We start from the raw sequence: 20,460 nt of genomic DNA on the forward strand, positions 1-20,460 counted from the left end.
TCACCATGGGTAAAGGATGTTAAAAAGTGTTCACCATGTCCCCGAACACCTGTCTACCATGTCCCCGGACTGTACACCCACAGGGAGAGGGAGAAAACACAGACCACCACACTCAGACAATTCCCGACAGTCTTCCATATTTCCTCCATTTTTCCGCTGTGTTGCCTGACTAAACTAGTATCATTCCCCGAAGTATTCAGGATGAGAACGTATAACGATGAAAGGCAGTAACAAATCCCGCTGGGCAATCGCCGCTGGCATCATTGTGGTGGTCCTTGCCGCCGCCTGGTACTGGCACAGTCAATCCGCGAACTCCGCCGCACCCGCCGGTGCCACCAGCCAGCCACAGCGCCCGGCTGGCGGAGGGCGTCACGGTATGCGTGGCGGCGCGCTGGCACCGGTCCAGGCGGCCACGGCGGTGAATAAAGCCGTTCCTCGCTATCTTACGGGACTCGGGACCATTACCGCCGCCAACACCGTGACGGTGCGCAGCCGCGTCGACGGCCAGCTGATGGCCATTCACTTCCAGGAAGGCCAACAGGTCAAAGCTGGCGATCTGCTGGCGGAAATCGACCCGAGCCAGTTTAAGGTCGCCCTCGCCCAGGCGCAGGGGCAGCTCGCGAGAGACAAAGCCACCCTCGCCAACGCCCGGCGCGATTTAGCGCGCTACCAGCAGCTGGTGAAAACCAATCTGGTCTCCCGTCAGGAGCTGGACACGCAGCAGTCGCTGGTCAGCGAAACGCAGGGCACCATTAAGGCTGACGAAGCCGCGGTAGCCAGCGCGCAGCTGCAGCTGGACTGGAGCCGCATCACCGCGCCGATTGACGGCCGCGTCGGCCTGAAGCAGGTGGATATCGGCAATCAGATCTCAAGCGGGGATACCACCGGCATCGTGGTGATCACCCAAACCCACCCGATTGATTTAGTCTTTACCCTGCCGGAAAGCGATATTGCCACGGTAGTGCAGGCGCAAAAAGCCGGCAAAGGGCTGGTGGTTGAAGCCTGGGACCGCACCAATAAGCAGAAACTGAGCGAAGGGTCCCTGCTCAGTCTGGATAATCAGATCGACACCACCACCGGCACCATCAAGCTAAAGGCGCGCTTTAATAACCAGGACGATGCCCTCTTCCCGAACCAGTTCGTCAATGCGCGCATGCTGGTAGCGACCGAAGAGAACGCGGTGGTGATCCCCACCGCTGCGCTGCAGATGGGTAACGAAGGCAACTTCGTCTGGGTGCTCAACAGCGACAATAAAGTCAGCAAGCATCTGGTGAAAACCGGGATTCAGGACAGCCAGACGGTGGTGATCAGCGCGGGCCTTTCCGCAGGCGACCGCGTGGTCACCGACGGCATTGACCGTCTGACCGAAGGGGCCAAAGTGGAAGTGGTAGAACCGGCGAAACAGGGAGCGACCTCCTGATGCAGGTGATGCCGCCAGGCTCCACAGGTGGGCCGTCACGCCTGTTTATCCTCCGCCCTGTCGCCACCACGCTGCTGATGGTGGCGATCCTGCTCGCCGGGATTATCGGCTATCGCTTTCTGCCCGTCTCGGCGCTGCCCGAGGTGGACTATCCCACCATTCAGGTGGTGACGCTTTATCCCGGCGCCAGCCCGGACGTGGTGACCTCCGCCATCACCGCCCCGCTGGAGCGCCAGTTCGGCCAGATGTCGGGATTAAAGCAGATGTCCTCCCAGAGTTCCGGGGGCGCATCCGTGGTGACGCTGCAGTTCCAGCTTACGCTGTCGCTGGACGTCGCCGAGCAGGAGGTTCAGGCCGCGATTAACGCCGCCACCAACCTGCTGCCGTCGGACCTGCCTAACCCGCCGGTCTACAGCAAAGTGAACCCGGCGGATCCGCCGATCATGACCCTTGCCGTCACCTCCTCCGCCCTGCCGATGACCCAGGTCGAAGACATGGTCGAAACTCGCGTGGCGCAGAAGATTTCTCAGGTCTCCGGCGTCGGGCTCGTCACGCTGGCGGGCGGACAGCGCCCGGCGGTGCGCGTTAAGCTGAACGCGCAGGCAATTGCCGCGCTGGGGCTGACCAGCGAAACCATCCGCAGCGCCATCAGCAATGCCAACGTCAATTCGGCAAAAGGCTCGCTGGACGGCCCGACCCGCGCCGTGACGCTCTCTGCCAACGACCAGATGCAGTCCGCCGATGAATACCGTCAGCTGATCATCGCGTACCAGAACGGCGCCCCGGTGCGTCTGGGCGATGTGGCGACCGTGGAACAAGGCGCGGAGAACAGCTGGCTGGGGGCGTGGGCTAACAAACAGCAGGCGATTGTGATGAACGTGCAGCGCCAGCCTGGGGCGAACATTATCGAAACTGCCGACAGCATCCGCGCGATGCTGCCGCAGCTGATTGAAAGCCTGCCGAAATCGGTCAGTGTGAAGGTGCTTTCCGACCGCACCACCAACATTCGCGCCTCGGTCACCGACACCCAGTTTGAGCTGATGCTGGCGATTGCGCTGGTGGTGATGATTATCTATCTGTTCCTGCGTAACGTTCCGGCAACCATTATTCCCGCCGTCGCCGTCCCCCTCTCGCTGGTGGGCACATTTGCCGTCATGGTGTTCCTTGATTTTTCGATCAATAACCTGACGCTGATGGCGCTAACCATCGCCACCGGGTTCGTGGTGGACGATGCCATCGTCGTTATCGAGAACATCTCGCGCTATATCGAGAAAGGTGAAAAACCGCTGGCCGCCGCGCTGAAAGGCGCAGGCGAAATCGGCTTTACCATTATTTCGCTCACCTTCTCGCTGATTGCGGTGCTGATCCCGCTGCTGTTTATGGGCGATATCGTCGGGCGTCTGTTCCGCGAGTTTGCCGTGACGCTGGCGGTCGCCATTTTGATCTCCGCCGTGGTCTCACTGACCCTGACGCCGATGATGTGCGCACGCATGCTGAGCCACGAATCACTGCGCAAGCAAAACCGTTTCTCGCGCGCCTCCGAGCGCATGTTCGAGCGGATTATTGCCGCCTACGGTCGCGTACTGGCGAAAGTCCTCAACCATCCATGGGCCACCCTCGGCGTGGCGCTGGGAACCCTGGCGCTCAGCGTGATGCTGTGGATTTTCATTCCGAAAGGCTTCTTCCCGATCCAGGACAACGGCATTATTCAGGGTACGCTACAGGCCCCGCAGTCGGTCTCCTTCGCCAACATGGCCCAGCGCCAGCAGCAGGTGTCTGAGATCGTCCTGAAGGATCCGGCCGTGGAAAGCCTGACCGCCTACGTGGGGGTGGATGGCACCAATCCGTCGCTGAACAGCGCGCGTCTGCAGATCAACCTCAAGCCGCTGGATGAGCGTGACGATCGCGTCAACACCGTGATTGAACGGCTGCAAAACGCCGTCGCCCGCGTGCCGGGCGTGGAGCTTTACCTGCAGCCGATTCAGGATTTGACCATCGATACCCAGGTCAGCCGTACGCAGTACCAGTTCACGCTGCAGGCCACCTCACTGGACGCGCTCAGCACCTGGGTGCCGCAGCTGGTGGATAAGCTTAATACCCTGCCGCAGCTCTCCGACGTCAGCAGCGACTGGCAGGACAAAGGGCTGGCGGCGTATGTAAACGTCAACCGCGACGCCGCCAGCCGCCTGGGCATCACTATGGCGGATGTGGATAACGCGCTGTATAACGCGTTCGGGCAGCGTCTGATCTCCACCATCTACACCCAGGCGAACCAGTATCGCGTGGTGCTGGAGCACAACACGGAAAACACGCCGGGCCTGGCGGGGCTGGACTCGGTGCGCCTGACCAGCAAAGACGGTGGGATTGTGCCGCTGAGCGCGATTGCGACGGTGGAAGAGCGCTACACCCCGCTGTCGGTTAACCATCTGGATCAATTCCCGTCCACCACCATCTCCTTCAACGTGCCGGACAATTATTCACTCGGCGAAGCGGTGGAGGCCATTCAGGCGGCGGAAAAAGCGGTAAGCTTCCCGGCTGATATTCAGACCCAGTTCCAGGGCAGCACGCTGGCGTTCCAGGCCGCGCTGGGCAACACCATCTGGCTGATCGTCGCCGCCGTGGTGGCGATGTATATCGTGCTCGGCGTGCTGTACGAAAGCTTTATTCACCCAATCACCATCCTCTCCACCCTGCCGACGGCGGGCGTGGGGGCGCTGCTGGCCTTAATGCTGGCGGGGAGCGAGCTGGACGTGATTGCCATCATCGGCATCATCCTGCTTATCGGGATCGTAAAGAAAAACGCCATCATGATGATCGACTTCGCCCTGGCCGCCGAGCGCGAGCAGGGCATGTCGCCGCGTGATGCCATCTTCCAGGCCTGCCTGCTGCGTTTTCGCCCGATCCTGATGACCACGCTGGCGGCCCTGCTGGGGGCGCTGCCGCTGATGCTGAGCACCGGCGTCGGCGCGGAGCTGCGTCGTCCGCTGGGCATTGGCATGGTCGGCGGTCTGCTGGTGAGCCAGGTGCTGACGCTGTTCACCACGCCGGTGATTTATCTGCTGTTTGACCGCCTGGCGCTGTGGGCCAAAAGCCGCTTCCCGAAACGTGAAGAGGAGGCATAAGTGAAGTTTTTCGCCCTCTTCATTTATCGCCCGGTGGCGACAATATTAATCTCGCTCGCCATTACGCTGTGCGGCGTGCTGGGCTTCCGGCTGCTGCCGGTAGCGCCACTGCCGCAGGTGGATTTCCCGGTGATCATGGTCAGCGCCTCGCTGCCGGGTGCGTCACCGGAAACCATGGCCTCGTCCGTTGCCACGCCGCTGGAGCGCTCGCTCGGGCGGATCGCGGGGGTCAACGAGATGACCTCCAGCAGCTCGCTCGGCAGTACGCGCATCATTCTGGAGTTCAGCTTCGACCGGGATATCAACGGCGCGGCGCGCGACGTGCAGGCCGCCATTAACGCCGCGCAAAGCCTGCTGCCAAGCGGGATGCCGAGCCGTCCGACCTACCGGAAAGCCAACCCGTCCGACGCGCCGATCATGATCCTGACGCTGACCTCGGATACCTACTCGCAGGGCCAGCTGTACGACTTTGCGTCCACTCAGCTGGCGCAGACAATTTCACAAATTAACGGCGTCGGTGACGTAAGCGTCGGCGGCAGCTCTCTGCCCGCGGTGCGCGTGGGGTTAAACCCGCAGGCGCTGTTTAACCAGGGCGTGTCGCTGGACGACGTGCGCTCCGCCATCAGCAACGCCAACGTGCGCAAACCGCAGGGGGCGATTGAGGACGGAAGCCACCGCTGGCAGATCCACACCAACGACGAGCTGAAAACCGCGGCAGAATATCAGCCGTTGATCATTCACTACAACAACGGCGCGGCGGTGCGCCTAAGCGACGTCGCCAGCGTCACCGACTCGGTGCAGGACGTGCGCAACGCCGGGATGACCAACGCCAAACCGGCGATTTTGCTGATGATCCGCAAGCTGCCGGAAGCCAACATCATTGAGACGGTGAACAGCATTCGCGCCCGCCTCCCGGAGCTACAGCAGACCATCCCGGCGGCTATCGATCTGCAAATTGCCCAGGATCGCTCCCCGACCATTCGCGCCTCGCTGGAAGAGGTGGAGCAAACGCTGGTGATCTCGGTTGCGCTGGTGATCCTTGTGGTGTTCCTGTTCCTGCGCTCCGGCCGGGCGACGCTGATTCCGGCGGTGGCCGTGCCGGTGTCGCTGATTGGCACCTTTGCCGCCATGTATCTGTGCGGCTTTAGCCTCAACAACCTGTCGCTGATGGCCCTGACGATTGCCACGGGCTTTGTGGTGGATGACGCCATTGTGGTGCTGGAGAATATTTCCCGCCACCTGGAAGCCGGGGTTAAACCCCTGCAGGCTGCCCTGCAGGGGACGCGCGAGGTGGGCTTTACGGTGCTCTCCATGAGCCTGTCGCTGGTGGCGGTGTTCCTGCCGCTGCTGCTGATGGGTGGGCTGCCGGGCAGGCTGCTGCGCGAGTTTGCCGTCACCCTCTCCGTCGCCATCGGTATTTCGCTGATTATCTCCTTAACGCTCACGCCAATGATGTGCGGCTGGATGCTTAAGCGCAGCAAGCCGCACTCGCAGCCGCGCCGCAAAGGCTTTGGCCGCGTTCTGCTGGCGATGCAGGAGGGCTACGGAAAATCGCTGAAGTGGGTGCTGAACCATACCCGGCTTGTCGGTCTGGTGCTGATCGGCACCATCGTGCTCAACGTCTGGCTCTATATCTCCATCCCGAAAACCTTTTTCCCGGAGCAGGATACCGGCGTGCTGATGGGCGGTATTCAGGCGGATCAGAGCATTTCGTTCCAGGCGATGCGCGGCAAGCTGCAGGACTTTATGAAGATCATTCGTGAAGACAAAGCCGTGGATAACGTCACCGGCTTTACCGGCGGGTCACGCGTGAACAGTGGGATGATGTTTATTACCCTTAAGCCGCGCGGCGAGCGCAATGAAACCGCCCAGCAGGTAATTGACCGCCTGCGGGTGAAGCTCGCCAAAGAGCCGGGCGCCAACCTGTTTTTGATGGCCGTTCAGGACATCCGCGTCGGTGGGCGTCAGGCGAACGCCAGCTACCAGTACACGTTGCTTTCTGACGATTTAGCCGCCCTGCGCGAGTGGGAGCCGAAGATCCGCAAGGCGCTGGCCGCCCTGCCCCAACTGGCGGACGTAAACTCCGATCAGCAGGACAACGGCGCCGAGATGGCCCTGACCTATGACCGCGAAACCATGTCGCGGCTGGGCATTAACGTTGAAGCCGCCAACAGCCTGCTGAACAACGCGTTCGGTCAGCGCGAAATTTCAACCATCTACCAGCCAATGAACCAGTATAAGGTGGTGATGGAGGTTGATCCGCGTTACACCCAGGACATCAGCGCCCTGGACAAAATGTTTGTCATCAACAACGACGGCAAGGCGATTCCGCTCTCGTACTTTGCCAGCTGGCAGCCCGCCAACGCGCCGCTGTCGGTGAACCATCAGGGGCTGTCGGCGGCCTCGACCATCTCCTTTAACCTGCCCGCTGGTTCGTCGCTTTCGGAGGCCAGCGAGGCGATCAACCGGGCGATGACGCAGCTTGGCGTACCGTCCACCGTGCGCGGCAGCTTTGCCGGCACCGCGCAGGTGTTCCAGGAGACGATGAACTCGCAGGTGATTTTGATTCTGGCCGCCATCGCCACGGTCTACATTGTGCTGGGCGTTCTGTATGAGAGCTACGTGCACCCGCTGACCATCCTCTCGACGCTGCCGTCGGCGGGCGTGGGGGCACTGCTGGCGCTGGAGCTGTTCGATGCGCCGTTCAGCCTCATCGCGCTTATCGGGATCATGCTGTTAATCGGTATTGTGAAGAAAAATGCCATCATGATGGTCGACTTCGCCCTGGACGCCCAGCGCAACGGCAACCTGTCGCCGGAAGAGGCCATCTTCCAGGCCTGCCTGCTGCGTTTTCGTCCGATCATGATGACCACCCTGGCGGCGCTGTTTGGCGCGCTGCCGCTGGTGATTTCCGGGGGCGACGGCTCGGAGCTGCGCCAGCCGCTGGGGATCACCATTGTCGGCGGGCTGGTGATGAGCCAGTTGCTTACGCTCTACACCACGCCGGTGGTCTATCTTTTCTTTGACCGCCTGCGGCTGCGCGTTGCACGTAAAAACAGAACCACGGTGACCGGGTAAATGACTGAGCTTCCCAGCAGCGTTCGCTGGCAATTATGGATTGTCGCCTTCGGCTTTTTTATGCAGTCGCTGGATACGACTATCGTTAACACCGCCCTCCCCTCGATGGCGAAAAGCCTGGGGGAGAGCCCGCTGCATATGCATATGGTGATTGTCTCCTACGTGCTGACGGTGGCCGTGATGCTGCCTGCCAGCGGCTGGCTGGCCGACAAAGTCGGCGTGCGGAATATCTTCTTCACCGCCATCGTGCTGTTTACCACCGGCTCGCTGTTTTGCGCCCAGGCCAATACCCTCGACCAGCTTGTCATGGCGCGCGTGCTGCAGGGTATCGGTGGGGCGATGATGGTCCCCGTCGGGCGGTTAACGGTGATGAAGATTGTTCCGCGCGAGCAGTACATGGCGGCAATGACCTTTGTCACCCTGCCCGGCCAGGTGGGACCGCTGCTGGGTCCGGCGCTGGGTGGCGTGCTGGTGGAGTATGCCTCCTGGCACTGGATTTTCTTAATCAACCTGCCGGTGGGCATCGTTGGCGCGATTGCCACCCTGGCGCTGATGCCAAACTATAAAATGCAGACGCGGCGCTTTGATTTCTTTGGTTTTATCCTGCTTGCCGCAGGCATGGCAACGCTCACCCTCGCCCTCGACGGGCAAAAAGGGCTGGGGATTTCGTCCCTGACGCTGGGTATCCTGGTCGCCCTCGGCCTCACCGCTATTTTGGGGTACCTCTGGCACGCCAGAGGAAACGACAAGGCGCTGTTCAGCCTGACGCTGTTTAAAAATCCCACCTACCGTCTTGGCCTGTTCGGCAGCTTTGCCGGACGCGTCGGCAGCGGCATGCTGCCCTTTATGACGCCCGTTTTTCTACAAATCGGCATGGGCTTTTCACCGTTTCACGCGGGCCTGATGATGATCCCGATGGTGCTCGGCAGCATGGGGATGAAGCGCATCGTGGTGCAGGTCGTCAACCGCTTTGGCTATCGTCACGTGCTGGTGGCCGCCACGCTTGGCCTGGCGCTGGTCAGCCTGCTGTTTATGGCCGTGGCGCTGATGGGCTGGTACTACGTCCTGCCGCTGGTGCTGTTCTGCCAGGGGGTGATCAACTCCATGCGCTTCTCATCGATGAATACCCTGACGCTGAAAGACCTGCCGGATGAGCTGGCGAGCAGCGGCAACAGCCTGCTGTCGATGATCATGCAGCTCTCCATGAGCGTCGGCGTGACTATCGCCGGTCTGCTGCTCGGCATGTACGGTCAGCACCACCTCAGCGTCGACACGCCGGTGGCACATCAGGTCTTTTTATATACGTATCTCAGCATGGCGGTCATTATCGCCCTGCCCGCATTCATCTTCGCCCGAGTGCCGGATGATACCCGCAAGAACGTCGTGATTGGTCGCGGCAAAAGGAGTGGCTCATGAAATTCTGGCGTCCGGGGATTACCGGTAAGCTCTTTCTGGCGATTTTTGCCACCTGTATCGTTCTGCTGATCACCATGCACTGGGCGGTGCGGATCAGCTTCGAGCGCGGGTTTATTGATTACATCAAGCATGGCAATGAACAGCGTTTACAGGGCTTAAGCGATGCGCTGAGTGAACAGTACGCCCAGCACGGCAACTGGCGTTTTCTGCGCAATAACGACCGCTTTATTTTCCAGATCCTGCGTTCGCTGGAGCACGACACCGGTGATGACCGCCCGGGACCGGGCATGCCGCCGCACGGCTGGCGTACCCAGTTCTGGGTGATCGACCAGGAGATGCGCCCTCTGGTTGGCCCGCGCGCGCCAATTCCGCCGGACGGCACCCGCCGGGCGATTAAAGTGAATAACGCCACCGTCGGCTGGGTGATCGCCTCGCCGGTGGAGCGCCTGACGCGCAACACCGACATTAACTTTGACCGCCAGCAGCGCCGGACAAGCTGGCTGATTGTCGCCCTCTCCACCCTGCTCGCCGCGCTCGCCACCTTCCCGCTGGCGCGTGGTCTGCTCGCGCCGGTAAAACGGCTGGTGGAAGGTACGCACAAGCTGGCGGCCGGGGATTTCACTACCCGCGTCGACACCCGCAGCCAGGACGAACTGGGCAAGCTGGCGCAGGACTTTAACCAGCTCGCCAGCACCCTGGAAAAAAACCAGCAGATGCGCCGCGATTTTATGGCCGATATCTCCCACGAGCTGCGCACGCCGCTGGCGGTGCTACGCGGCGAGCTGGAGGCCATTCAGGACGGCGTGCGCCAGTTTACGCCTGAATCAGTGGCCTCTCTGCAGGCGGAAGTGGGCACGCTCACCAAACTGGTGGATGACCTCCACCAGCTCTCTATGTCCGATGAAGGGGCGCTGGCTTACCAGAAGGCACCCGTCGATGTGATCAACGTGCTTGAAGTCGCCAGCGGCGCCTTCCGGGAACGGTTTGCCAGCCGCAATCTGAAGATTGATCTCTCCCTGCCGGACAGCGCGGTAGTGTTTGGCGACAAAGATCGCCTGATGCAGCTGTTCAACAACCTGCTGGAAAACAGCCTGCGCTATACCGACAGCGGCGGCGGGCTGCATATCTCCGGCAAACAGGAAAACGGACGCTTCGCCCTCACCTTCGCGGATTCCGCCCCCGGCGTGCAGGATGCGCAGCTGGAAAAACTGTTTGAGCGTTTTTATCGCACCGAAGGGTCCCGTAACCGCGCCAGCGGCGGCTCCGGGCTGGGGCTGGCGATTTGCGTTAACATCGTCGAGGCGCATAATGGGACGATCCGCGCCGCCCATTCGCCTTTTGGCGGGGTTAGCATTACAGTAGAGTTACCGCTGGAACGGGAGTTATCGAGAGAAGTATGACCGAGTTACCCATTGACGAAAACACACCGCGCATTTTGATCGTCGAAGACGAGCCCAAGCTCGGGCAGTTGCTGATCGACTATTTACGTGCGGCCAGCTACGCCCCGTCGCTGATTAGCCACGGCGACCAGGTGCTGCCGTACGTGCGCCAGACGCCGCCGGACCTGATCCTGCTGGATCTGATGCTGCCCGGTACCGATGGCCTGACCCTGTGCCGGGAAATTCGTCGCTTCTCCGACGTGCCGATCGTGATGGTCACCGCCAAAATTGAAGAGATCGACCGCCTGCTGGGGCTCGAAATTGGCGCGGACGATTACATCTGCAAACCTTACAGCCCGCGTGAAGTGGTCGCCCGCGTGAAAACTATTCTGCGCCGCTGTAAACCGCAGCGCGAGCTTCAGGTGCTGGACGCGCAAAGCCCGCTGATTGTGGATGAAAGCCGCTTCCAGGCGAGCTGGCGCAGCAAGCTGCTGGACCTCACGCCCGCCGAGTTCCGCCTGCTGAAAACCCTCTCCCACGAGCCGGGGAAAGTCTTCTCCCGCGAGCAGTTGCTGAACCGCCTGTATGACGATTACCGTGTCGTGACCGACCGCACCATCGACAGCCACATCAAAAACCTGCGCCGCAAGCTGGAGGCACTGGACGCTGAACAGTCATTTATTCGCGCGGTGTATGGCGTGGGGTATCGCTGGGAAGCGGATGCGTGCCGGATAGTGTGACGTTTCACCTCTGAAACCCGCCCTCTGGCGGGTTTTTTCTTTTCTGGAATCCATCCCGGAATCAACCATACTCTTTTTACCGGTTCGCTTACTTATAACTGGTGCTGATAATTTTTACTTTCGCTCAAGGAGTTCCTATGTCTGGTTGGTTCGAATTAAGTAAAAGCAGTGATGGTCAGTTCAGGTTTGTGCTGAAAGCTGGAAACGGGGAGATCATCCTGACCAGCGAGCTTTACACCAGCAAAAGTGCCGCCGAAAACGGCATTGCTTCCGTACGCACGAACAGCCCGCAGGACGAGCGTTACGAAAAGAAAACAGCCTCGAACGGTAAGTTCCATTTCAATCTCAGGGCGGGTAATCATCAGGTGATTGGCAGCAGCCAGCTTTATGCGACGGAACAATCGCGTGATAAGGGTATCGCCTCCGTCAAAACGAACGGGTCATCTCAGACGGTAAAAGACAATACCTGACAGCAGGACGCGCGCCGGGAGAACGGTGACGCGACCCGGCGCTTTACCTTCCTGCCCCGCAGCGCTACAATGCCCGCCCTTAAAGTGGGGGATCTCCCCTTACCGCTGCACCGTGTGCACGCGGATCTGACCTGTCATCAGAACGAGAACAAACATGTTTAAACCGGAACTCCTTTCCCCGGCGGGAACGCTGCAAAATATGCGTTACGCTTTCGCCTATGGTGCCGACGCTGTCTACGCGGGCCAGCCGCGCTACTCGCTGCGCGTACGTAACAATGAATTCAACCACGAGAACCTGCAGCTCGGCATCAATGAAGCGCATGCGCTGGGCAAAAAATTCTACGTGGTGGTCAACATCGCGCCGCACAACGCCAAGCTGAAGACCTTCATCCGCGACCTGAAGCCGGTGGTGGAGATGGGGCCGGACGCGCTGATCATGTCGGATCCGGGTTTAATCATGCTGGTTCGGGAGAACTTCCCGGAGATGGATATTCACCTCTCCGTACAGGCTAACGCCGTAAACTGGGCGACGGTGAAATTCTGGAAGCAGATGGGGCTGACCCGCGTCATTCTCTCCCGCGAGCTCTCCCTGGAAGAGATCGAAGAGATCCGCACCCAGGTGCCGGATATGGAAATCGAAATCTTTGTTCACGGCGCGCTGTGCATGGCCTACTCCGGCCGCTGCCTGCTCTCTGGTTACATCAACAAGCGCGACCCGAACCAGGGGACCTGCACCAACGCCTGCCGCTGGGAATATAACGTCCAGGAAGGCAAAGAGGACGACATCGGCAATATCGTCCACAAGCATGAACCTATCCCGGTGACTAACGTTGAGCCTACACTGGGCATCGGCGCGCCCACCGACAGCGTATTTATGATTGAAGAAGCCAAACGTCCGGGCGAGTACATGACCGCCTTTGAAGATGAGCACGGCACTTACATCATGAACTCAAAAGATCTGCGCGCTGTTGCTCACGTCGAGCGGTTGACCCAGATGGGGGTGCACTCCCTGAAAATCGAAGGCCGCACCAAATCCTATTACTACTGCGCGCGCACCGCACAGGTGTACCGCAAAGCCATCGACGATGCCGCCGCCGGTAAACCGTTCGATACCAGCCTGCTGGAGACCCTGGAAGGCCTGGCGCATCGCGGCTATACCGAAGGCTTCCTGCGCCGTCATACCCACGACGACTACCAGAACTACGAGCACGGCTACTCCGTATCCGAGCGCCAGCAGTTTGTCGGTGACTTCACCGGCGAGCGTAAAGGCGCGCTGGCGGCCGTAGCGGTGAAAAACAAGTTCACCAAAGGCGACAGCCTGGAGCTGATGACCCCGCAGGGCAACATGAACTTCACGCTGGAGCATCTGGAAAACGGCAAAGGCGAAGCGATTGACGTAGCGCCGGGGGACGGTCATACCGTCTGGCTGCCGGTGCCGGAAGAGGTGGAGCTGAAGTTTGCGCTGCTGATGCGTAATTTCAACGGTGAAAGCACCCGAAACCCACACGGCAAATAGTTAATCAGGGAAATTTTTTCGCGCTGGGATAATTCTTAGAATCGGATCACATACCGCTTCGTTCAATACGGGTATTATCCCCCCGCTGAAAAACATAACCCATAAATGCTAGCTGTACCAGGAACCACCTCCTTAGCCTGCGTAATCTCCCTTACGCGGGCTTATTTTTTTGCACCGTTCAGTCCACTTATTAAGAATCAAATTGCAAAGACCCACCATATGAAGGGTGTTGGGCAGTGCTATCTCGGGTACAATCCGGAATTCTCAGAATATTACACAATCTGGAAAATACGTTTTTGGTTTGATTCAGTCTTTTTCATATACAGGAAGTAATTGACCCGGACATGATAAAATACATCAAGAAGAGCCTTGCATTAAGTACTCTGATTACACGTCAAATGGCGACTGACGATCTCCATCGGCTTGAATCATTGAAAGATCGCTTAAAAGGTCAGTTCGGTGTTCCTGTGGGTGTACATATGACAGGCATACCCTTAGCAATAAGTACCTTACTCACTATTTTTTGCTACGCTATGCTACAAGTTTCTGTCTGGATGTTGCTATTTCGCCTGCTCGGCTTACCTGAGTTTAAGGTAATGATGGGGGTATTCCTTGCAGCAGTGGTGTATTGCATAGTTGTGATGAGCACGATGTTTCTAACTGCCAGAGGATCCTTAACGGGATATAAACTGCATATTTCTGTCATTACACTGACTGGCTTGATGAGCATCGTTTACTTTATCTGGACGTGGGTTTCGCTTGTATTCAGCTCTGTAGAGAATTACACACCGCAAATAACCTCATTATTAGGATTGGGATTTTTCTGCCTGAATATCGTGTGGATGAATACATCGGTCTTTTACCGTTCAATTGCGCTAACGCTACATAATCGGGTGTGGCGTAAGCAGTTGAAAATAGAGGCAAAGCAAACGGCAGGACTCAAACGTTAAGGGTATGAGTCCTTTGAGGAACCGGCATATAAAAGATGAAGGCCATGAAGGGGGATAAATCCCCTTTCCGCAGCCTTATTTTTGCCTTTCATCCTGTTCTTACCCGCTTTTTTTCTCTCTGCTATACACTCTTATTAACGCTAAAAAAGGGAGCAGCGAGGATGGCAACCTATCCAGACAGTTTATTGATTCTCAATGGCAAAAGTGCAGGCAACGATCTGTTGCGCCAGGCAATAACCGAACTACGTGAAGACGGTGCGCGAATTCACGTCCGGGTGACATTCGAAAAAGGTGACGCAGCACGGTACATCGATGAAGGCATTCGACTGGGCGTTAAGACCATCATTTCCGGCGGCGGCGATGGCACCATCAATGAGATCGCCTCTGCACTTATCGACCTGCCCCCGGCAAACCGCCCGGTGATGGGCATTTTACCGCTCGGCACCGCCAATGATTTTGCCACCAGCGCCGGGATCCCTGAGGAGTTAGCGAAGGCGCTTCAGCTGGCTATCCTCGGTAAAGCTACCTCCGTGGACATTGCTCAGGTGAATGATAAAACCTGCTTTATCAATATGGCGACCGGCGGGTTTGGCACCCGCATCACCAGCGAAACGCCGGAAAAACTGAAGGCGGCGCTGGGCGGCGTGTCATATCTGATCCACGGCCTGATGCGCATGGACACCCTCAAACCTGACCGCTGCGAAATTCGCGGCGAGGATTTTCAGTGGCAGGGCGACGCGCTGGTGATTGGCATTGGCAATGGACGCCAGGCGGGTGGCGGACAGCAGCTGTGCCCGGAGGCGCTGATTAATGACGGTCAGCTACAGCTGCGGATTTTCACGGGCGACGGCCTGCTGCCCGCGCTGTTTACCACGCTGACGCAGCCGGAAGAGAGTCCGAATATCATTGCCGGGAAATCGGCATGGTTTGAAGTGAATGCCCCGCACGGGATGACCTTTAACCTTGACGGGGAACCGCTGAGCGGGACGCAGTTCCGCATTGAGGTGTTGCCCGGCGCGCTGCAGTGTCGGTTGCCGCCGGACTGTGCGCTTCTCCGCTAATTGTATTGCCGGGTGGCGGCTACGCCTTACCCGGCCTACATTTCGCCCTCAGGTCAGGCAATCGTCACTTTACTGTCCAGATAAACGTCCTGCACCGCATTGATCAGCTTCACGCCGTCGGCCATCGATTTCTTAAACGCCTTACGGCCCAGGATCAGCCCCATGCCGCCCGCGCGCTTGTTGATAACCGCCGTACGCACCGCGTCTGACAGGTCAGTATCCCCGCCCGCCGCCCCGCCGGAGTTAATCAGCCCCGCACGGCCCATGTAGCAGTTCGCCAGCTGGTAGCGCACCAGGTCTATCGGGTTATCGCTGGTCAGCTTGCTGTACACGCGGTCATCGGTGTAACCGAAGTTCACCGCTTTGTACCCGCCGTTATTCTCGGCCATTTTCTGCTTCACAATATCCGCGCCGATGGTGGCCGCCAGGTGGTTCGCCTGACCGGTCAGGTCCGCAGACACATGATAATCCACGCCCTCTTTTTTGAACGCCGGGTTACGCAGGTAAGCCCACAGCACGGTCACCATGCCCAGCTCGTGCGCGCGCTCAAACGCCGCAGAGATCTCTTCAATCTGACGACGGGACTGTTCAGAGCCGAAATAGATCGTCGCCCCGACGGCGACCGCCCCCATATTGAACGCCTGCTCGACGCTGGCGTAGAGGGTTTGATCATATTCGGTGGGGTAGCTGAGGGTTTCATTATGGTTGAGCTTCACGAGGAACGGAATGCGGTGCGCATAGCGACGCGCGACCGAGGCCAGCACGCCATAGGTGGACGCCACGCAGTTACAGCCCGCTTCAATCGCCAGCTCAACAATATTCTTCGGATCAAAATAGAGCGGATTCGCCGCGAAAGAGGCACCCGCCGAGTGCTCAACGCCCTGGTCTACCGGCAGAATAGAGAGATACCCGGTGCCACCGAGCCGCCCGGTGTTGTAGAGGGTCTGCATGTTTCGCAGCACGGCAGGCGGACGGTTGTTATCGACCATCACGCGGTCGACGTAGTCATGACCAGGCAGATAAAGCTGGTCGGCTGGAATGGTCATACAACGATGCTGTAAAAGGCTGTCGGCGTCTTTGCCAAGCAACTGCGCAATATCAGTCATGTGATACTCCCGTAAGTCCGACGTCGTGTCGGTGTGTGTTTATCCAGTCCCATTATTTCTGGGCAGACTAAGCCTGGTACCGACTTAACAGATTTTCCACCTTTTGCATTTTTTTTCAGCACAATCTGCTGGCTCGATTCGTGTACAACAAAACTGTTACATTGATCAAACAATCACCACAAAGGTATTTAAAAGGTATTATTGAATGGTATGTTAAAGGCGTACCCTCTGACATGCAGGATTAAACAATGAAAACGAAAGTCCAACTGTCATTCATGATGTTTGTTGAATGGTTTATCTGGGGAGCCTGGTTCGTACCGCTGTGGCTGTGGCTGAGCAAAAGCGGGTTTACCGCCGGGGAAATCGGCTGGTCTTACGCCTGTACCGCTATTGCCGCTATCCTCTCACCTATTCTTGTCGGCTCGCTGACTGACCGCTTCTTTGCCGCGCAGAAAGTATTGGCGGTGCTGATGTTTGCCGGCGCGATTCTGATGTACTTCGCCGCACAGCAAACCCAGTTCAGCACCTTCTTCCCGCTGCTGCTGGTTTACTCCCTGACCTACATGCCCACCATCGCGCTGACCAACAGTATTGCCTTCGCCAACGTGGACGACGTCGAGGCCGATTTCCCGCGCATCCGCGTGATGGGAACTATCGGCTGGATCGCCTCCGGGCTGGCGTGCGGCTTCCTGCCGCAGATGCTGGGCTACAGCGATATTTCCGATACCAATATTCCATTGCTGATGACCGCGGCCAGCTCCGCCCTGCTCGGCGTGTTTGCCCTGTTCCTGCCGAACACGCCACCGAAAAGTACCGGCAAGCTGGATTTCAAAGTGATGCTGGGGCTGGATGCGCTGATCCTGCTGCGTGACAAAAACTTCCTGGTGTTCTTCTTCTGCTCGTTTCTGTTCGCCATGCCGCTGGCCTTCTACTACATCTTCGCCAACGGCTATCTCACGGAAGTGGGAATGAAAAACGCCACCGGCTGGATGACGCTCGGTCAGTTCTCTGAAATCTTCTTCATGCTGGCGCTGCCGTTCTTCACCAAACGCTTTGGTATTAAGAAGGTCTTGCTGCTGGGCTTGATCACCGCCGCTATCCGCTACGGTTTCTTTGTTTACGGCGGCGCAGAGCAGTACTTCACCTATGCCCTGCTGTTCCTCGGCATTCTGCTGCACGGGGTGAGCTACGACTTCTACTACGTTACCGCGTATATCTACGTGGATAAAAAAGCGCCGGTGCATATGCGCACTGCCGCGCAAGGCCTGATTACGCTCTGCTGTCAGGGGTTTGGTAGCCTGCTGGGCTACCGCCTCGGCGGCGTAATGATGGAAAAAATGTTCGCATACAAAGAGCCGGTGAATGGGCTGACCTTCAACTGGGCCGGAATGTGGACATTCGGCGGGATCATGATTGCTGTGATTGCCGTGCTGTTTATGCTGTTTTTCCGCGAATCGGACACTGAGATCACCGCAATTGAGGTGGTGGATGGCGATTCTGCGCTGACACAAGGGGAAGTTAAATGAAACAAGAACGTGTTCTCGGTGCCCTCTATGGGCAGGCGTTAGGGGATGCGATGGGCATGCCGTCGGAGCTGTGGCCGCGAAAGCGCGTCAAAGCGCACTTCGGCTGGATAGACCGCTTCTTACCCGGCCCCGCAGAGAATAACGCGGCCTGCTATTTTAAGCGCGCGGAGTTCACCGACGATACCTCAATGGCGCTGTGCCTGGCGGATGCGATCATTGAGTGCGAAGGGGAAATTAACGCGGATGTTATCGGCAAACATATTCTGCGCTGGGCGCTCGATTTCGACGCCTTTAACAAGAACGTGCTTGGCCCGACATCGAAAATCGCGCTCAACGCTATTCGTGACGGGAAACCGGTCAGCGAGCTGGAAAATAACGGTGTCACCAACGGGGCGGCGATGCGTGCCTCCCCGCTGGGCTGCCTGCTTCCGGCGACGCGGCTGGAACACTTTGTCGCGCAGGTGGCGCTGGCCTCCAGCCCGACCCATAAATCTGACCTCGCGATTGCCGGCGCGGTGGTTATTGCCTGGGCGGTTTCACGCGCCATCGACGGGGAATGCTGGCAGAACATCGTCGATGCCCTGCCGGGTATCGCCCGCTATGCCCAGGAAGCGAAAACCACTACCTTCAGCGCCTCGCTGGCGGCACGTATTGAGCTGGCGCTGAAGACCGTACGGGAAGCCAACGGTATCGACTCCGCCAGCGAGCGGATTTACCAGTTGACTGGTGCGGGAACCAGCACCATTGAGTCCGTTCCGGCGGCCATCGCGATGGTCGAACTGGCGGGAACAGACCCGAACCGCTGCGCGGTGTTATGCGCCAACCTGGGCGGAGACACCGACACCATTGGCGCAATGGCGACGGCCATCTGCGGGGCGCTCCACGGCGTGCAGGCCATTGACCCGGCGCTTAAAGCCGAGCTCGACGCCGTCAATCAGCTTGATTTCGGCCATTACTGCGAAAAACTGCTGCACTACCGGGAGCAAAGGGAGGGGGTATGAGTTCATTTGCCCAACGCCTGGAAACCCTGCACGCCACGCGCCCGGTGACGGTACTGGGCGCGGCGGTGATTGACGTCATCGCCGACGCCTGGGCCCTGCCCTGGCGCGGGTGCGATATCGAGTTAAAACAGCAGGGGGTAAATATTGGCGGCTGCGCGCTGAACACCGCCATCGCTCTGAAGCGGCTCGGCATTTCGGCGCAAAACGCCCTGCCTGTCGGCCACGGCGTGTGGGCGGATATTATTCGTAACGCGATGGCGAAGCAGGATCTGCACAGCGCCGTGGAGGCCGAAACCGGCGACAACGGCTGGTGTCTGGCGCTGGTGGAGCCTGACGGCGAGCGCACCTTTATGTCCTTTAGCGGCGTGGAGAACCAGTGGCAGCAGCGCTGGCTGGCTGCGCTTCACGTTCCGCAAAACAGCCTGGTCTATTTGTCCGGCTACCAGCTGGCCTCGCCGTGCGGCGAGCTGCTGACGGGCTGGCTGGAAGGGTTGCGGGACGTGACGGCGTTTATCGATTTCGGCCCACGCATTGCGGATATCCCTGACGCGCTGATGGCACGGATTATGGCCTGCAGGCCGATCGTCTCGCTGAATCGTCAGGAAGCGGAGATCGCTGCTGAAAGACTGGATGTGGAGGCTGAGAACCTGGGTGAGGTATGGCAGGAGCGCTTCGGCGCCGCGCTGATTGTGCGCCATGATAAAGACGGTGCTACGTGGTATGACGGTAACGCCTCAGGTGTTGTTCCGGCGTTTCCCGCCACGGTGGTGGACACCATTGGCGCTGGCGACAGCCATGCGGGCGGTACGCTTGCGGGGCTGGCCGCGGGATGGACACTGGCAGACGCGGTGCAGCTCGGCAACGCGGTCGCCGCGTGGGTGGTCAGCCACCGTGGCGGTGATTGCGCCCCGACGCGCGAAGCGCTACTCCTCGCACACAAAGACGTATAGGTCGCTGCGACAGTAGCTGATACTGTACTCAATCGGCCGGTGCTGCTGATCGAGCGCAACCTGCTTGATCACCAGCACCGGTATTTTTTCATCCATCTTGATGTGCGCCTGAAACTCGCTGTCCGGCATGCGGGCGCTGACGCGCGAGCGGGTACGCTGCGGGAAAATATTCTGGCTGCGGAAGTAATCGTAGAGCGAAATACCGATCGCATCCGGGTCAGGGATTAACCCGACCGGTACCCATGACTCCTCAATCGAGACGGCGTCCTCGTCAACGTAGCGAATACGTTTGAGCAGGAATACCTCGCTCTCGGGGGGGATGGAAAGGTGATTCGCCACCTCTTCCGGACACTTCACCACCCGCTTGTTGACCCACAGCGTATTCGGCTTTTGACCGCGCAACACCACCTGCTGGGAAAAACCGCGCGCCTCTTTCAGGGAATATTCGAAGATATTGTTGATTTGCGTGCCATAGCCGCGGGCGCGCGTCACCACGCCCTCTTCTTCCAGCGCCTGCATCGCTTTACGCACGGTGATGCGCGACACGCCGGTTAACTGACTCAGATCGCGCTCGCCGGGCAAAATATTACCGTGCTCCAGCACCCCGCTGCGCACCGCGTTTTTTACCGTTTCGGCAAACTTCAGGTACAGCGGCGTGTTATCGGGCGCGGCGATCCGTTCATTCAATTGAGCGATTAACCGGGTATGCGCTTGTTCCATCTCTG

15 protein-coding genes are annotated in these 20,460 nt (G+C 58.8%); 13 read left to right on the plus strand and 2 right to left on the minus strand.

Annotated elements, in window-relative coordinates:
• The first annotated feature begins 217 nt into the window (after positions 1-217).
• The 10 genes from GM298_RS20220 (at position 218) to yegS (ending at position 15,152) form a co-directional block, all read left to right on the plus strand.
• Positions 218-1,420 carry an MdtA/MuxA family multidrug efflux RND transporter periplasmic adaptor subunit gene (locus GM298_RS20220; RefSeq protein WP_045285614.1) on the plus strand — a complete coding sequence of 401 codons (1,203 nt, stop codon included), beginning with the start codon at positions 218-220 and terminating at the stop codon, positions 1,418-1,420.
• Positions 1,420-4,542 (plus strand): MdtB/MuxB family multidrug efflux RND transporter permease subunit, encoded by a 3,123-nt coding sequence (locus GM298_RS20225; protein WP_262746144.1) that lies wholly within the window; start codon positions 1,420-1,422, stop codon positions 4,540-4,542. The genes GM298_RS20220 and GM298_RS20225 overlap by 1 nt, the downstream gene beginning before the upstream one ends.
• A complete protein-coding gene (gene mdtC / locus GM298_RS20230; protein ID WP_266155134.1) occupies positions 4,543-7,620 on the plus strand; it encodes a multidrug efflux RND transporter permease subunit MdtC in 3,078 nt (1,025 codons plus the stop codon).
• The gene (locus tag GM298_RS20235; RefSeq protein WP_095450414.1) at positions 7,621-9,036 is read left to right on the plus strand and encodes an MFS transporter; all 1,416 of its coding nucleotides are present in this window, start codon (positions 7,621-7,623) and stop codon (positions 9,034-9,036) included. It begins immediately after the preceding gene.
• The gene (gene baeS, locus GM298_RS20240; protein ID WP_025758708.1) at positions 9,033-10,436 is read left to right on the plus strand and encodes a two-component system sensor histidine kinase BaeS; all 1,404 of its coding nucleotides are present in this window, start codon (positions 9,033-9,035) and stop codon (positions 10,434-10,436) included. Before GM298_RS20235 ends, baeS begins: the two co-directional genes overlap by 4 nt.
• Complete coding sequence (baeR, locus tag GM298_RS20245; RefSeq protein ID WP_025758707.1) at positions 10,433-11,155, plus strand: two-component system response regulator BaeR; 723 nt, start codon at positions 10,433-10,435, stop codon at positions 11,153-11,155. The genes baeS and baeR overlap by 4 nt, the downstream gene beginning before the upstream one ends.
• Before the next feature lie 137 nt (positions 11,156-11,292).
• Positions 11,293-11,625 carry a YegP family protein gene (locus GM298_RS20250; RefSeq protein WP_025758706.1) on the plus strand — a complete coding sequence of 111 codons (333 nt, stop codon included), beginning with the start codon at positions 11,293-11,295 and terminating at the stop codon, positions 11,623-11,625.
• A 154-nt stretch (positions 11,626-11,779) separates the two neighbouring features.
• Positions 11,780-13,141, plus strand: coding sequence for a tRNA 5-hydroxyuridine modification protein YegQ (gene yegQ / locus GM298_RS20255; protein WP_025758705.1), 1,362 nt, complete (start codon positions 11,780-11,782; stop codon positions 13,139-13,141).
• Between the two features lie 344 nt (positions 13,142-13,485).
• Entirely contained in the window at positions 13,486-14,091 is a 606-nt protein-coding gene (locus GM298_RS20260) for a hypothetical protein (RefSeq protein WP_266155137.1), read from the plus strand.
• A 161-nt stretch (positions 14,092-14,252) separates the two neighbouring features.
• Positions 14,253-15,152 (plus strand): lipid kinase YegS, encoded by a 900-nt coding sequence (yegS, locus tag GM298_RS20265; RefSeq protein ID WP_025758702.1) that lies wholly within the window; start codon positions 14,253-14,255, stop codon positions 15,150-15,152.
• 53 nt (positions 15,153-15,205) lie between these two features.
• On the opposite strand, the gene fbaB is transcribed toward yegS, so the two are convergent.
• A complete protein-coding gene (fbaB, locus tag GM298_RS20270; protein ID WP_025760285.1) occupies positions 15,206-16,258 on the minus strand; it encodes a class I fructose-bisphosphate aldolase in 1,053 nt (350 codons plus the stop codon).
• A 248-nt stretch (positions 16,259-16,506) separates the two neighbouring features.
• On the opposite strand from fbaB, the gene GM298_RS20275 reads away from it, so the two are divergent.
• From GM298_RS20275 to GM298_RS20285, 3 genes are read left to right on the plus strand one after another with little or no spacing between them, the layout of a single operon-like run.
• Complete coding sequence (locus GM298_RS20275) at positions 16,507-17,784, plus strand: nucleoside permease (RefSeq protein ID WP_094919095.1); 1,278 nt, start codon at positions 16,507-16,509, stop codon at positions 17,782-17,784.
• Complete coding sequence (locus tag GM298_RS20280; RefSeq protein WP_266155140.1) at positions 17,781-18,785, plus strand: ADP-ribosylglycohydrolase family protein; 1,005 nt, start codon at positions 17,781-17,783, stop codon at positions 18,783-18,785. Before GM298_RS20275 ends, GM298_RS20280 begins: the two co-directional genes overlap by 4 nt.
• The gene (locus tag GM298_RS20285) at positions 18,782-19,735 is read left to right on the plus strand and encodes a PfkB family carbohydrate kinase (RefSeq protein WP_266155142.1); all 954 of its coding nucleotides are present in this window, start codon (positions 18,782-18,784) and stop codon (positions 19,733-19,735) included. The genes GM298_RS20280 and GM298_RS20285 overlap by 4 nt, the downstream gene beginning before the upstream one ends.
• Here GM298_RS20285 and GM298_RS20290 read toward each other — a convergent pair.
• The gene (locus tag GM298_RS20290; RefSeq protein WP_025760289.1) at positions 19,709-20,455 is read right to left on the minus strand and encodes a GntR family transcriptional regulator; all 747 of its coding nucleotides are present in this window, start codon (positions 20,453-20,455) and stop codon (positions 19,709-19,711) included. The two genes, GM298_RS20285 and GM298_RS20290, sit on opposite strands and share 27 nt — an antisense overlap.
• Positions 20,456-20,460 lie beyond the last annotated feature (5 nt).

It is taken from the genome of Enterobacter sp. HSTU-ASh6 (assembly GCF_026319105.1).
GTDB classification, from domain to species: domain Bacteria; phylum Pseudomonadota; class Gammaproteobacteria; order Enterobacterales; family Enterobacteriaceae; genus Enterobacter; species Enterobacter sichuanensis.

Bases quoted from the DNA above. Each gene is read 5' to 3' on its own strand.
- GM298_RS20220 (WP_045285614.1), top strand. From the start codon at position 218: ATGAAAGGCAGTAACAAATCCCGCTGGGCAATCGCCGCTGGCATCATT.
- GM298_RS20225 (WP_262746144.1), top strand. From the start codon at position 1,420: ATGCAGGTGATGCCGCCAGGCTCCACAGGTGGGCCGTCACGCCTGTTT.
- GM298_RS20235 (WP_095450414.1), top strand. From the start codon at position 7,621: ATGACTGAGCTTCCCAGCAGCGTTCGCTGGCAATTATGGATTGTCGCC.
- baeS (WP_025758708.1), top strand. From the start codon at position 9,033: ATGAAATTCTGGCGTCCGGGGATTACCGGTAAGCTCTTTCTGGCGATT.
- baeR (WP_025758707.1), top strand. From the start codon at position 10,433: ATGACCGAGTTACCCATTGACGAAAACACACCGCGCATTTTGATCGTC.
- GM298_RS20250 (WP_025758706.1), top strand. From the start codon at position 11,293: ATGTCTGGTTGGTTCGAATTAAGTAAAAGCAGTGATGGTCAGTTCAGG.
- yegQ (WP_025758705.1), top strand. From the start codon at position 11,780: ATGTTTAAACCGGAACTCCTTTCCCCGGCGGGAACGCTGCAAAATATG.
- GM298_RS20260 (WP_266155137.1), top strand. From the start codon at position 13,486: ATGATAAAATACATCAAGAAGAGCCTTGCATTAAGTACTCTGATTACA.
- yegS (WP_025758702.1), top strand. From the start codon at position 14,253: ATGGCAACCTATCCAGACAGTTTATTGATTCTCAATGGCAAAAGTGCA.
- fbaB (WP_025760285.1), bottom strand. From the start codon at position 16,258: ATGACTGATATTGCGCAGTTGCTTGGCAAAGACGCCGACAGCCTTTTA.
- GM298_RS20275 (WP_094919095.1), top strand. From the start codon at position 16,507: ATGAAAACGAAAGTCCAACTGTCATTCATGATGTTTGTTGAATGGTTT.
- GM298_RS20280 (WP_266155140.1), top strand. From the start codon at position 17,781: ATGAAACAAGAACGTGTTCTCGGTGCCCTCTATGGGCAGGCGTTAGGG.
- GM298_RS20285 (WP_266155142.1), top strand. From the start codon at position 18,782: ATGAGTTCATTTGCCCAACGCCTGGAAACCCTGCACGCCACGCGCCCG.
- GM298_RS20290 (WP_025760289.1), bottom strand. From the start codon at position 20,455: ATGGAACAAGCGCATACCCGGTTAATCGCTCAATTGAATGAACGGATC.